Origin of the sequence: Vibrio sp. Isolate22, assembly GCF_022398115.1 — a bacterium.
Taxonomy (GTDB): Bacteria; Pseudomonadota; Gammaproteobacteria; order Enterobacterales; family Vibrionaceae; genus Vibrio.
Window position 1 is genome coordinate 1 of the sequence record NZ_JAKEUW010000055.1, and the last position, 12,948, is coordinate 12,948.

A 12,948-nucleotide genomic window follows, 5' to 3' on the forward strand; every position below is an offset into this window, starting at 1 on the left:
GCTAAGCTAACTCAATGGAAAACTGACTCTGGCTACCACGACCGTTCAATCTCTGAGACGGCAATGTCCCGATATAAAGGACTGACTAGCGGCACATTGAGCTTGAGATGTTATAACGCTCAAGTTGGTGAGGCGTTAGCAAACGTCAAAGCAATGAACAAAGTTCTAGGACTAGGTATGCCTATTAGAAACTAACAGGTAAGTTCCGTAGGATAGATACGTCCTTTAGCTGATTTGATCAACAACGCCCATTATGGCTGTCACCGTTCTCAGCCAGCTCTTTCTGGATGCGCCTCGCACCATCTCGGCCTTTGCTGCTGTCAAAAACCTTCTTGACCTTGGTATCGAGCTCTTGGCGAGCAGCCTCGCGCTGGATGGCCTTGTGGCGGTGCTTAATCCAGTAATAAAACCCACTTCGAGAAACCCCGAACACCTTGGCCATACGGACTACATTGAAGCACAGCAGGTGTTCGAGCATAAATTCGTAGCAATCTACTTTAGATTTTTCGCGAAGTAGGTGGCGGCCTTTTTTACTATATCTAGCTCTTCAGTTTGCTCAGCCAATTGCCTTTTAAGCTTGGCGACTTCAGCGGCTAGATCTTTTTCCCGCTGACTTGTGCTGGTGTCTTTCTTGACTGCCTTACGCCAACCGTAGATCTGAGATTCGTATAACCCGAGCTGTCTCGCTGCCGCAGCTACTCCCACTTTCTCTGCTAGCTTCAGGGCTTCTGCTTTAAATTCAGAAGAATGGATAATACGTTTTTTCTTGCTTGTCATGGTTCACCTCGTTAGTGATTGTACTCACTTAACTCGGTGTCCAAAACTGATGGTGCGGATCAGAGTTTGAGTTGATTTATGATAGCGCACCGATCTTTCTTAAAGTAGCAATGGCATTAACGTTAGAGACAACTCATGCCATCAATGAGATCTGTCGTATCAAATACAACATACGCACGCCAAAGGATAACCGTTGTGGAATTGTCTGGAATGAGGACAAGCAACCTATTTTAGTGGATGGCGAAAAAATTTATGGTTACTTATATATCCATAGACAAAAGGTATTAAATTCCGACGCATCTAGAGTAAAGATCCCCGTCACTCAGTCTATCTATGACATTGTACAGCTGAGTTATACAGACCGTATACGCTGCCCTTATATCGTTCACATGAAACCGATACAAAGACAAAGAGGCGTGGCAAAAGATTGTGATCATATCTACCAAGTGCAAAGCCATTACCTCAGCAAGCAGTTCAGCAGGGTACGTGACAAAGTTGGTGTGAAGTCGCACTTACCAAGTAACGAAAGACCGACGTACCATGAAATTCGTTCCTTAGCAGCTCGAATGATTGAAGAAAAAGGGTTAAGTGCTACAAAGAGAATGGCCCATAGCAACTCAAAAACCACGGAAATCTATACAAAACCTGACCAAGCCGTATGGAATGAGTGTGAGCCAATTTCAGTTAAGCAATACCCGAACGATAACTAAATGGATGTGGGGAGGTTTTCAATAGCTTCCATCCTGAGCTAAATAAAACCTAAGACAGAGAAGAGCAACATGCTTTGGCTCCCTGCAGCTGTCAGCACTAGGGCTTCAACTGACTGGTTATTTTCGTCCTCTAGCTGCGCGTTTCTGTGCCATTGCACCATCTTTCGCCAATATTCCGCGACCGTACCTCATCACCATAGCCGGTGTGGACCAACGTCCAGCTTGCTGTACTTGCAAGATGGTGTATCCATCGGTCAATAAATCCTGACACGCGCCAACTCTTGCACTGTGGCCAGTAAAAGTGGCAATACCAACCTTACCCAAATTAAGCGCTTCCCATGCTTTATTGAAGATCTGCTCGATAGTCCATGACGTCATTTTCTTATGTTTTTTGCCGCTTTCAGGGTGGGCTGGGTCGATTAACTTTGGTCTATATGGCGTGTTGTGTCGGCTCACACCGACGAACAAGAAGGCTTGTTCATCAGTGTCATCAAGCCCTGCTAATTCTACGTATTCATGAATAATATCAACAGCTTCCGGACTAAAAACCACTGTATCTGGTTCGCCACTATGATTAGATTTGGTGATAGGGATGGTAAGCAAAGCCGTTCCGTCACCTGGGTACTCTAAGTGACCAAAACGGATATTTGCGATTTCCGACGCACGAAGTAGGGTTTCATAAGCAACAGTCAGCAAAGCCAGATCACGACGATACCGTAGGCTAGGGGAATGACGCCACAATTCGGTTATCTTATCTAAGTGTTTCTCTCGAAACGCTGAAGCCTGTACAATTCGTTCACCCGCCTCAACTTTTCTTCGAAAGATACCGGCCATCTTGTCACGCACGATTTCATCAAGAAATGGATCCGGACAACCCGAGATACGATGAATTTTTGAAATGGCCCACGCATAAGATCGATTTGAGTTACGGTGTAAGTCGTCGACCTTATCTTCAAAGAATAATTCGATGGTTTCTGCGGCTGCTGGCAATGGGTGATGTTCATGCTCGTGACACCATTTCTCAAATCGTGACCAGTTGCTATAAAGCTGAGAAAGTGAGTTCTTAGCATAACGCTCTTCACGTTTATTGAACTCTCGCAAAAGATGGTGAATAGCATCTTGAATTTTTTGGTACTGTTCGTTCGATGTACCGTGCTTTCGTGCGAGCATGATCGCTTGGTGAACATGTTCTGGCCTTAAACGGGAAAAGTCCGTATGAAGTGAGATTTCAGTGCCGACCATATCATTTCCAACTTATGCTTTCGTAGTTCGTTACAGTCTAACCAATTCCCTGTATTTTTTCTAGATCACATATAATTGTAATTATCTGAGATCTAGAAAATTGAGATATTTGAGCTTTCAATCTCATGAACAATCACCGCTGCATAGTTATTAGTTAAAAGCATTACAGTGTCACTTAATTAGGTAGAGTAGGGCAGTTGTAATGTCGTAGTTGGTGCGCAACCAGATAAAATAAGATTTCTAATAAGGTGCGATGTCTCACATAGCACTATCGAACAGCGAACAGGTGTTCGTTCTTTGTGGACGTTCGCTGTATGTTCGATTAAAATGTATGAAATCCAAATCTGAACTTGAGTACCATCCAATGAGCGACATCAGCACACAGAAAGACCTTACCGCAGAACAGTTACAACGACGCCAACGTGTTTTCGAGATTTGTGATTCGCTCTTCGTTAAAGGCGAAAAAACCAGTGTGCGAAATGTGCTATCGATGATGCCAGATGTAAAATCTACCAGCACAATCAATGTGGATGTCCGTGAATGGAATACTCAAGCTAAGAACAAACGAATGGACTTATTCCGCGAGCGTGGTTTTAGTGATGAATTCGTTGAATTGTTCTCTACTGAAATTACTCGGTTAAGTGCGGCCAAAGACGCAGAGCACAATGCCGAAGTACTCATGTATAAAGATGAAGCAGATCTGGCCAACGAACTCCTTTTGAAAACTGAGGGTGACCTTGAGTTGGCTGGTGTTCAGTTGCAAGAAGCGAACACTACCATTTCATTGAAAGACAAAGAAATAACTAAATTAAAAACCGAGCTTGAGCAAAGCCAGAAGAACTGTGAAGGTATTGAAACGCGCCTAAGTGATGAGATTGGTGTGTTACAGGACAATGCGAATAATCTAAAGGTCGAATTGGACAAGCATCAAAGTTCACTAGCTGAAGCCGAGGTGAAGCTAGAAAACCAAGTCACTGTGATTAAGAATCTAGAAAATCAGCTTACAGATTGTCGCAAGCAAATTTCTGAACTAAGTGACACTGTGACGCAAAAGTCGGGTGAGATCATCAGATTTGAAACACAGGCTCAAGGTGACGCTCAACTCCTTCAGGAATTACGCGAGAGTCGAAACAAATTCAGTACCGACCTATCGGAACTTGAAACCGAATATATCACATCGAAATCTGAGAATGCTCGCCTAAGCAGTGAGTTGGAACAAGCCATGATTAGGTTTGGTAATGCATCCGAACGACTTACCTCACTCTCAGACCAGTTGACTGAGCTACGAATGTCTAACAGTCAGAACCTAAGCACCATTGAAAGACAAGGTGCCTTCAACACTCGCCTAGAACAAGATATTAAGCGTCTTACTGAGCAAAACGAAACACAGGAAAAGGAACTATCGACTAAACAGGCGATCATCAAAGAACTTGAGGCCAAAAACACTCAGTTAGACAATAAGTAAGCCCAAGTTATTTGACACTCAGTTTTCCATTAAATGGTGTACAACCTTATGTGTACTCATCTAACTGGAGAAAATTATGAGAGCGACAACAAGCTTGTGTGATGTGTTCCAGGACACGAAATTTTCAGCGGTCAAAGATAAACTCAAGGATCTTGCGGAAATCAATAAACTGTTTCATGAAGAGTTTCCACACTACGGCAATCAGCTGCGTGTGGCGAACATCAGTGGAGGTTGCATTGCCATTGAGACGCCAAATAGCATGCTACTCACGAGATTGAAATTTGACAGAATACAAATTCTAAAATGGGCTGAGTCCGTTGATTTGTCTGCCAATGATCTGAAACTAACCGTCAATCCGGCATTGTATAAGCAGTTAGGATCAGATGTTTATGGTCAAGGATCGCCTAAGCATCGAAAATAGAGTGTTTAATTGACAACACAATAGCTCGCCCAACCTAAGATGGGTTTGTGGCAATATAATGCGCCATGACAACGTATTGACGAATCCATATGAAAATATGGCAGAGTGAAAGTCGCCTAACAGCGACTTTTTCATTTCTACAGTAAGTTGCTCTACTCTATTGAGTCGTTCATAAGACTCCTCTACATCCGATGCTTGAACCCTGCAGACTTTAAACCATTCACTCAAATCAACTTTGTGTATTTATCCACCAGCCACTAACAAATTTTGTGGATATCTCACCACCCTATTGAGCTCAGAGGCTTCAAACCGATATTTGTACAATCTATGTATGAATTTAAGCGCCTTATTTACACACTTCTCATTCACATCAGAGTATTAATTGATTAATACCCGACAAGGGTAATTGAGGGGTTAGCTATGCTTACAATATTATTCACCTTCGTGGACAAAAGTAAGTAATCCAATTGCCCCGATGTTTTTGCAAATTATCAAGAAAACAAATTTAAGAGGGAAATTGGAATGGTACAAAAAATTATTAATGTACTGACAGGACTCGCTTTAGCACTAACACTTCTATATCTAACATACGATGTTATTAAGAATCTATATATTGCGGTGATAGGTGGGCTCCCAATTTGACTAGCAACAGCCTTTGCGACGTATCGCACTCAGATAACACACTCAATCAATGCATGAAATTGAGCCCTCTATTTGCACACTTGTCATTAAGATTGCTGTTCAATTGAACGGACTGTAATGGATTTAGCAAAGAGATGTGACTATGACGGACGCAATACAAAATGAATATCAGAAAGAGAGAAACGTGCTCGCGATATCTCTGTTTGTACCTTTGGTGGCCGCAACTTGCCTTGCAGGAATATTGATTGGTAAGGGTAAAGTTGAGCTATCAATCTTTCACGAAGTCAGTGTGATTTTGGCGTGCAGCGGATTTATCATTGGTATCATTTTTGGCAATCGACTTGTGTTGACACAAATGGAAAAAGTCATCGCGATCCGAGAACGCAGTCAACGCGCCGTTAGGATACGAGAAGCACTGTTAAATGGCGAGATCAAACCCTATTTCCAAAGTAGGGTATCTGAAAAAAGCGGTAAAATTAATGGCTGTGAAGCTTTGGCCAGGTGGGAATCTCAACATGGCGTGATACCACCTGCAGAGTTCATCCCTTTCTCGATAGAAGAGGGTTTAATTTCAACCATAGACACCGAAATTGCAGTTGTCGGCGGACAACTAAGATCGAAACTCAGACAATAAAGTTCGCAACTTTAACATTAAAGATTGAAACTTTTAGGGATAAGCACTCCTCCTGCTGAAACACGTTTTTGGACATTTCTGTGTTAGTGGTTTTGCTAAATTAGCAATTCATGAATAACTACAAGTATGGAAAGTCACTAACTTGGTGCCATGCGTTAATAGACCAGTTCAAGGCGCAATGCCCCTCGACCATCATCGAATAATTTACTTAATAAAGTGGCTTCAGGCTTGTTCAACACTCGGAATTTAGTGTTGGCTTAGCAACACCTTAATCCTTATTTGTTATGCCTCTTGGTCACGATAGACATTCGGTTGCCAGATTTGCATTAATATCTCTGGATTTTCTACTGGTCTAAAACCGAATTGAGCATAGAGCCCGTGAGCATCCCTAGTAGCCAAAACCATCCTACGGAGTCCTTTTACATCAGCGTGTTCGACTATCGTTTGCACTAACAACTTGCTCAGACCTCTCCCTCTATGACGATCGTCAATAAACACATCCGCAAGGTAAGCGAATGTAGCTCTATCTGTTATGAGTCGAGCAAAGCCAACTTGATCGCCAGTGTCAGTAAAAACACCAAAACAAAAAGAGTTTGATATCGCCTTTTTCAAAGTTTCTCTTGGAATCTCAGAAGCCCAATAACTACGTGAAATAAATTTATAGATAAACTCAAAGTCGAGGCCTTCATTGTTTGTGCTTACTTTGTATCCTTGCATTACTCTCCATCCTTGAGACATAACGCCTGCATCTTGCGAATCCCCTCATAATCAGGCGTAAAAACAATGAGGTAGACGCGCATCGCCGTCTTTGATCTAATGAATATTGCTGAACACACATTTCGAACAAGTGGGTTAACAATGCGCGACATTCAGATTCTACAGCAAACCATACAAGACCAATGCCCCTCCATTCACAAAAAACGCGTTAATTCTCTGATACTTGCTACAAAAAGTGTACTTGACGGTTCAGACTTAACGCTGACTAAACTAGGTCGAAAACTAGAAACTAATACCACGGTAAAACATGCGATCAAACGCGTTGATAGACTGCTTGGAAATCGCCAACTACATCGTGAAAAAGACCTTATTTATAAATGGCATGCCTACTTAATAACGGGCGCTAACCCATGCCCTGCGATCCTTGTGGATTGGTCTGATGTTCGTGAACAACTTCGTTATATGACGTTAAGAGCATCCGTTGCACTTGATGGTCGAGCCGTCACAATCTTTGAACAAGTTTTTGAGTATGGCCAATACAATTCACCGAAAAGTCACCAAACATTCCTCGATAAATTGCAGAGTATTTTGCCGAATAAAATCAGTCCGATCATCGTTTCTGATGCGGGTTTTAGAAATACTTGGTTCCGCCAAGTTCAGGAGAAAGGTTGGTTTTGGTTAGGTCGTGTCCGAGGTGAAGTATCAATCAAACAACCTCAAAAACCTTGGGTCTCAAATAAAACCTTTTATCCAAACGCTGTCCATAAACCCAAATATCTTGGCAACTGCTTATTAGCAAAGAGATCACCGATATCTTGTGAAGCCTATGTTTATAAGGGATTAGAAAAAGGCCGAAAAGCCCAGCGCCATAGTAGAACCAGCCAAAAACACTCCGCTACACATCTCTATCAACGCAGTGCAAAGGAGCCGTGGCTACTCGCGACTAATGTCCCTCGACATATCTTAAATGAAGTGCAAATTACCAATCTGTACGCCAAGCGTATGCAGATAGAAGAAGACTTCCGCGATCTAAAGAGTACCGCCTATGGGAGCGCACTTCGTCACAACAGAACTCGCTGTACTAAGCGATTAGATATCCTGCTTCTTATTGCGTTGCTCGCTGAAATCTTGATGTGGTGGAATGGCCTAATTGCAGTACAAGCCAAATGGCATTTTGACTTCCAAGCCAACAGCATTAAACACCGCCGAGTTCCATCCATACCTCGTCTAGGGAGAGAGGTACGAAATCATCGGCGATATCAAATTAATGAATCCCAATATCAATGGGGAATGTTCGAATATCAAAGGCTCACACACAACGCAGGACTAGGGAAATTATGAGGGGATCCGTCAGCGCCTGCATAACACGTTTGCTACTATACAGACCTAGCTGAATTTTACTGCCTTAATCACTGAAACTAAGGACAAACTGACAACGCCGAGTGTAGCAAATCGTGTTGATGCATTTGTTATAAGCACATCTTGGCGTAAACCAAAGTATTATCCAATTCACCCGATGGTAAACGTCGAGCACTCATTAATTGAGCTTCAAATTGGAAACCACAACGCTTTGCTACAGCCTGACTTTTTAAGTTTGAGCTAGCCATTTTAATTTCTAATCGTTGAGCGTGATTATCAGTGAAGGCATATTTTTCAATAATATTTACAGCTTCTGTTATATAACCCTTACCTACTTTCGACGTTTGTAACCAATAGCCAATTTCAAAATAAGGAACAGATTTATCTCGAACAATAAACCCGATAACACCGATAAATACACCAGTTTCTTTTTCGATGATATTAAACCAAAACTCACCAGTGAAATTGGTAAAATTAGCTAGAGCCTCTTTGATATTATGCTTGAGTTCATTCTCTGTTAGTGACTCAGAAACCCAAGGCAAAAATTGGGATAATTCAGCCCGACTTTCATTAATAACTGTCAGCATTGAACCCGCATATTTCAAAGATGGTGGGACTAATTTTATTCTCTCATTTTCCATATGAGTACCCTATTTTGACTGTGCTTATAACGAATGACATGGATTCCCCCCTTCCGAGGATCTGCCACACTTATGTGGTACTTAAATGCATCGGAGGCACCATGCCTGATTATTCTTATTTCTGCGGTATCGACCTAGCTAAAAACCACTTTAGTCTTCATGCCGTAGACCAAAATGGTAAGGTCATACTTCATAAGTCAGTAACCCGCTCTAAACTACTGACTACAATAGCAAATATGCCACTCATGCGTATAGGCGTTGAAGCGTGTGGTGGTGCACATTATTGGGCAAGAACACTCAATAAACTGGGTCACGACGCCCGTATTATGGCCGTTAAATACGTAGTTCCTTATCGAACTAAGGGAAAGAACGCACCTACCTGAAAAACCGAAGACTCAGAAGGATGCATGGTTGAGGAGTATCATAGATCGTATCGGTTTCAAGAAGGCCTGCATTGCACTGGCTAACAAGGTGGTACGGACTGCGTGGGCAATGCTTCGGTATGAGACTGAATACAAACCAGTTTTACTCACCGATTAATCACTAATAAATTGTGATATTTCACAAAATGATGAAGCATAAAAGGTAAGACCAACCTACTGAAAACCTGACCTTTCCGTCATGCTTTCCAAGCTGCTAACTCGATGAGGACAGTAGGTGCGCAAAACATCAAAGGCTAGAGGGTAGCTCCTTCAATAAGAAGCCGAATATACGACCGCATCTTAACTTTCATTGCAAAAATCACTTTGTAAATACGTGGATTCCATATACGAAAAGGGGCAAAACCTTCTTAGAACCATCATACCTAAAACGTACCACGGGTAAAAATTCAGCAACAGGAAGCCTCTGGACATAAATAAGTTTCGAGGGGAACCCGAGCATTTGCAAAAATATAGCAACCTTAATTAACTCAGTGTCTCTAATTTATATGATGCGGGTTACTACTAGTTACCCATGCAAACCAGCGGTAATACTATAAGTACCAAACGCGAACAGGCATAAACATTTTATAACAGTCGTTTATAGTTTCTCTTTTTCTCCAAGATGCTGGGTAAACCTTAATAGATAACCGTCTAGATCCTGTATTAAAAACTCTCGCTCACCAGACAACTTTTCACCAATGTCGTACCATGTTTCCTTTAAGTCTCGGAAGAAATGTACGTTAGCCTTTTTTAGCCTTTCGATTAAAGGTTCTAAGTCTGAAAGCTCAATTTGAAAATTAACCCCACGGCCTAGCGGAGCAACTAACTCACCTGTGACCCAACCTGAGTCCGTGATTTCTTCTAGCATGATCTGAACTTGCTCTTGTTCAAGATAAACAAAATCGGGATTTTCTCGCTTAATTCTTACAGAGAACCCAAGCACATCCACGTAAAAAGAAAGTGATTCTTCAAAGTTACTTACTGATAACTCGGGAACCATCGGATTCCAATATTCTTCCATAACTTATCCTTGTAACATTTTATACAACACCCCAGCCACTCAACACACCACCTCTTCCAAATTAAGTTGCCTTACGGGCATGGCGGCTCAGTACAGGGTCACATCAAGCATCTCACCTTGCTACGGTCTGACTCATTGCAAAATCCAATCTCGCCTTTAAAGCTAGATGTTTTTCTTCTTTTGTTTGAATTCCTAAGAGTTTTCTTATCAATAACATGGTATCTCTTTGCCGCTTCTATGTTTTTTTAGTAAGACAAGCAATTAACGAGCCAAAATGATAAGTAAAAACAATGGATTTGCTGAATTTGGTACAAATTTGTGATTATTCACGATCACCTAACCACACACGGGGAAAGTTCAGCCTAAGAAGGTTCTGTCGGATAGACGGCAACTGTTACCAGGTGCCACCCTCCTCAGAACCGTACGTGCAACTTTCACTGCATACGGCTCAAGCCTCCACAAAGGCACAGTGAAGCACCCAGTAATTAAATCGTTATAGGACTAGAGCGAGACCAAAAGTTGATCGCAACACTAGCCCTTCGTGTTAATTACCTTTGCGATACGCACTTGAAGCTTTAATACCTTGCCAATGAGCACTCAGTAGTTGAGAGACCACGGTTCGTTGTAAGAAGATGCACTAATTTCATTTGAAATCATCATTTGCTTTTCTTCTTCAATAAAGTTCTTCAAACTCTTTCGCAACGGGAGACCAGTTAGAAGTCAGCTCGCTTTCGCGCCAGATAGAAATCTGTATCCACTTCATTACAAAGCGACATTTGCTTTCTCTAACCTCCTTTACCTGCATACCTATCGGCCACCTTCACAGGTAGCTTTCCCATAGGGAGGTATACAGGCTTACCCTGTTCCGTATGTCGCGTAAAAATGTCAACTTAGATGCCCACAATGGTGCGGAGAGTACAATGACCACGAAAGAGCATTGTCCAATCTCTTTCCGACTCTCGTTGCCTTTTGGCTACAGCGTATTAACCACTTCCGCTGCTTCAGCGTATAACGCGCCTTAAATGGATTCACATTACATTCATCATATTGACTCCCTAGCACTCACCCGATTTTGTGGTTATCAGGAGGAACATCCTCTCACGATTTTGCTCCCGCTCAGCCTAACGACCAAGCTTCGTTACGTTGTCAGAGCCGCTGCTTTATTCAGGCTCTTAGGGTCATCTGGTGATACAGATGGTTCACTCTGCGTGGTGAACAACGCTTCATACGACTTCAGGTCGCACGGACAAAAACACGTTAGAGTATGAATTCTAACGTGCCAAATTGGATTAGAAAAAGTATCTTGAAAGCCTAAATATTTTGTATGCGCTTTTCAAAACTTACTCATACAAGTACATTTCATCTTCTACGTCAGACAAAAACTCTGTTAATTCCCACTCGAAGCCAGCTTTGTCGAAAAAATACGCCCTTTTACGATATGTCTCTTCGGGAGCAAAAATACCTCTACGATATCCTTGTTCAATCAGGCGGCTCTCTGTAGCTTCAAGATCATCCACAACCAAGCCAATATGGTTTAGCCCGTAGTTTTTATACGTTTTTTGAAAACTTTGGGGAACAAGTGAGTCTAGATGAGGCTCTTGAATCGCAAAATAGCTTTGCCTGTTGCCCACATGAACCCAACGATGTCTATCTGGAGACTTAACATCTTTTCGTACATTAAAATCTGGAGCTACAATAACTAAAAATGCCAATGCAGCGTCAATATTTGGAACTGTAATATTTAAATGCTCGATCCTTGTCATATTCAAATATATCCTTTTTATCAATAAGCTAAAGTATCAACTCAAAATAGCCTAACACCTCAACTTAACTTGAGGTCAAGCAAAAATTTACGCCATCTCATAACATTTAGTAGGGCAAAAGCACATTAACAGGATGTGAATGAGTAAAAGGTCTACCAAATAATGGGGCAAAAGTGAGTCAGTGACTTTACTAAATTAGTTTACTAAATTAGTATTTGATGAGTTACTTCAAGTATGTAAAAAGTCGCTTAACTCAGTATCCATTATTGATGGTGCAGATCACTTACTCAAGCACCACAATTCCCTTACAGAGGAATTTAATACCTAGAAGGATAAGTACCATTCACTGCAATACAATGGGTAAGCCCGACAAAAGGTTGCCTGTGTTCAAACGCCTTCCCCGCCCCAGTAGACTCCACCTCACCTTCCACGAAAATATTATTACCAAACTGCACCTCAGACTTCCCCTTTCCGACTAAATGCGCTCCAGAGGTACCAGCACTTCCATAAATCTTCACTTCATGATTGTCCCCAAAATTATCTTTACCAACCGTGTTTAAAAATGTTGCGCCACTCTCAGGTACCTTATGACTGGTTCCTGAACTGCTAGAAAGTGGTACTTCCACAGCAACGTCAATATTGACATTGCTCACATTAACTCGAACGCCAGCCCCGACGACATGCTTATGAGGTGGCAGACTGTTCTGTGTAAGTTTAATAAAATCCTCACCACCACGTTGAGCTAGTGCTATAGCCCTCAAACCAGGCCCAAACCCTTGACCTACTGCGGTGCGGCCACGCATATCTGGCAGCTGGAAGTTGGTTCTACCATCACCACCAAAGTTTGTACCCAATAGGGAAAACAGCGCTTGCCATTCACTGATTGGCAAATACTGACCTTCCGCTTTCATATAATACGGTTCAGGGCAAAAATCTGCTGCTGTTACACACATAGAACCTATAAAAGGGTCAGTGCTGCAGCTAGCCGTGGCACTGACAGATGAAAATACACCAATGATTGCCGCTATCGGGGTCAGCTTACACATCCATTTATTTATACGCATTCGAAGCTCCTTAATCTTAAACCGTTACACAAAATCTTCTTCGCTCCTATAAACCGAAGTGCTCTGTTCA

General features: G+C 42.1%; 10 protein-coding genes and 5 pseudogenes. 8 read left to right on the forward strand and 7 right to left on the reverse strand.

Translation table 11 applies throughout. The features are described from left to right. Window positions 1–195 (forward strand): annotated as a pseudogene (locus L1D55_RS21925) (IS5/IS1182 family transposase); the annotation flags it as partial. A 55-nt stretch (window positions 196–250) separates the two neighbouring features. Here the strand turns inward: L1D55_RS21925 and L1D55_RS21930 are convergent. Further along, window positions 251–777 (reverse strand): annotated as a pseudogene (locus L1D55_RS21930) (transposase); the annotation flags it as partial. A gap of 65 nt (window positions 778–842) precedes the next feature. Here L1D55_RS21930 and L1D55_RS21935 point away from each other — a divergent pair. Continuing rightward, a pseudogene (locus tag L1D55_RS21935) lies at window positions 843–1,418 on the forward strand (integrase); the annotation flags it as partial. 186 nt (window positions 1,419–1,604) lie between these two features. Here the strand turns inward: L1D55_RS21935 and L1D55_RS21940 are convergent. Next, window positions 1,605–2,729, reverse strand: coding sequence for a tyrosine-type recombinase/integrase (locus L1D55_RS21940; RefSeq protein ID WP_239918832.1), 1,125 nt, complete (start codon window positions 2,727–2,729; stop codon window positions 1,605–1,607). A gap of 253 nt (window positions 2,730–2,982) precedes the next feature. Between L1D55_RS21940 and L1D55_RS21945 the strand changes: the two genes are divergently transcribed. The 3 genes from L1D55_RS21945 (at window position 2,983) to L1D55_RS21955 (ending at window position 5,891) form a co-directional block, all read left to right on the forward strand. Next, window positions 2,983–4,194 (forward strand): hypothetical protein, encoded by a 1,212-nt coding sequence (locus L1D55_RS21945; protein WP_239918833.1) that lies wholly within the window; start codon window positions 2,983–2,985, stop codon window positions 4,192–4,194. A gap of 76 nt (window positions 4,195–4,270) precedes the next feature. Continuing rightward, window positions 4,271–4,615, forward strand: coding sequence for a hypothetical protein (locus L1D55_RS21950; protein WP_102423503.1), 345 nt, complete (start codon window positions 4,271–4,273; stop codon window positions 4,613–4,615). 784 nt (window positions 4,616–5,399) lie between these two features. Continuing rightward, window positions 5,400–5,891, forward strand: coding sequence for an EAL domain-containing protein (locus L1D55_RS21955; RefSeq protein WP_239918834.1), 492 nt, complete (start codon window positions 5,400–5,402; stop codon window positions 5,889–5,891). A 282-nt stretch (window positions 5,892–6,173) separates the two neighbouring features. On the opposite strand, the gene L1D55_RS21960 is transcribed toward L1D55_RS21955, so the two are convergent. Further along, window positions 6,174–6,608 (reverse strand): GNAT family N-acetyltransferase, encoded by a 435-nt coding sequence (locus tag L1D55_RS21960; protein WP_102551158.1) that lies wholly within the window; start codon window positions 6,606–6,608, stop codon window positions 6,174–6,176. A 141-nt stretch (window positions 6,609–6,749) separates the two neighbouring features. Between L1D55_RS21960 and L1D55_RS21965 the strand changes: the two genes are divergently transcribed. Continuing rightward, a complete protein-coding gene (locus L1D55_RS21965) occupies window positions 6,750–7,949 on the forward strand; it encodes an IS4 family transposase (protein WP_239918835.1) in 1,200 nt (399 codons plus the stop codon). Window positions 7,950–8,077: 128 nt separating this feature from the next. Here the strand turns inward: L1D55_RS21965 and L1D55_RS21970 are convergent, their stop codons facing one another. After that, window positions 8,078–8,608, reverse strand: coding sequence for a GNAT family N-acetyltransferase (locus L1D55_RS21970; RefSeq protein ID WP_239918836.1), 531 nt, complete (start codon window positions 8,606–8,608; stop codon window positions 8,078–8,080). 101 nt (window positions 8,609–8,709) lie between these two features. On the opposite strand from L1D55_RS21970, the pseudogene L1D55_RS21975 reads away from it, so the two are divergent. After that, a pseudogene (locus L1D55_RS21975) lies at window positions 8,710–8,979 on the forward strand (IS110 family transposase); the annotation flags it as partial. 4 nt (window positions 8,980–8,983) lie between these two features. Continuing rightward, a pseudogene (locus L1D55_RS21980) lies at window positions 8,984–9,148 on the forward strand (IS110 family transposase); the annotation flags it as partial. A gap of 480 nt (window positions 9,149–9,628) precedes the next feature. Here the strand turns inward: L1D55_RS21980 and L1D55_RS21985 are convergent. From L1D55_RS21985 to L1D55_RS21995, 3 genes are all read right to left on the reverse strand, one after another. Next, on the reverse strand, window positions 9,629–10,051 hold the full coding sequence (locus tag L1D55_RS21985; protein ID WP_016766815.1) for a VOC family protein: 423 nt from the start codon (window positions 10,049–10,051) through the stop codon (window positions 9,629–9,631). 1,340 nt (window positions 10,052–11,391) lie between these two features. Next, window positions 11,392–11,814 (reverse strand): VOC family protein, encoded by a 423-nt coding sequence (locus tag L1D55_RS21990; RefSeq protein WP_239918837.1) that lies wholly within the window; start codon window positions 11,812–11,814, stop codon window positions 11,392–11,394. Between the two features lie 317 nt (window positions 11,815–12,131). Next, window positions 12,132–12,878: a tail fiber protein gene (locus L1D55_RS21995; RefSeq protein ID WP_239918838.1), complete on the reverse strand. Its 747-nt coding sequence runs from the start codon at window positions 12,876–12,878 to the stop codon at window positions 12,132–12,134. Between the last annotated feature and the right edge of the window lie 70 nt (window positions 12,879–12,948).

What these genes read in the sequence shown, in the direction of transcription:
- L1D55_RS21940 (WP_239918832.1), bottom strand. Translation starts at nt 2,729, where the DNA reads ATGGTCGGCACTGAAATCTCACTTCATACGGACTTTTCCCGTTTAAGG.
- L1D55_RS21945 (WP_239918833.1), top strand. Translation starts at nt 2,983, where the DNA reads ATGTCTCACATAGCACTATCGAACAGCGAACAGGTGTTCGTTCTTTGT.
- L1D55_RS21950 (WP_102423503.1), top strand. Translation starts at nt 4,271, where the DNA reads ATGAGAGCGACAACAAGCTTGTGTGATGTGTTCCAGGACACGAAATTT.
- L1D55_RS21955 (WP_239918834.1), top strand. Translation starts at nt 5,400, where the DNA reads ATGACGGACGCAATACAAAATGAATATCAGAAAGAGAGAAACGTGCTC.
- L1D55_RS21960 (WP_102551158.1), bottom strand. Translation starts at nt 6,608, where the DNA reads ATGCAAGGATACAAAGTAAGCACAAACAATGAAGGCCTCGACTTTGAG.
- L1D55_RS21965 (WP_239918835.1), top strand. Translation starts at nt 6,750, where the DNA reads ATGCGCGACATTCAGATTCTACAGCAAACCATACAAGACCAATGCCCC.
- L1D55_RS21970 (WP_239918836.1), bottom strand. Translation starts at nt 8,608, where the DNA reads ATGGAAAATGAGAGAATAAAATTAGTCCCACCATCTTTGAAATATGCG.
- L1D55_RS21985 (WP_016766815.1), bottom strand. Translation starts at nt 10,051, where the DNA reads ATGGAAGAATATTGGAATCCGATGGTTCCCGAGTTATCAGTAAGTAAC.
- L1D55_RS21990 (WP_239918837.1), bottom strand. Translation starts at nt 11,814, where the DNA reads ATGACAAGGATCGAGCATTTAAATATTACAGTTCCAAATATTGACGCT.
- L1D55_RS21995 (WP_239918838.1), bottom strand. Translation starts at nt 12,878, where the DNA reads ATGCGTATAAATAAATGGATGTGTAAGCTGACCCCGATAGCGGCAATC.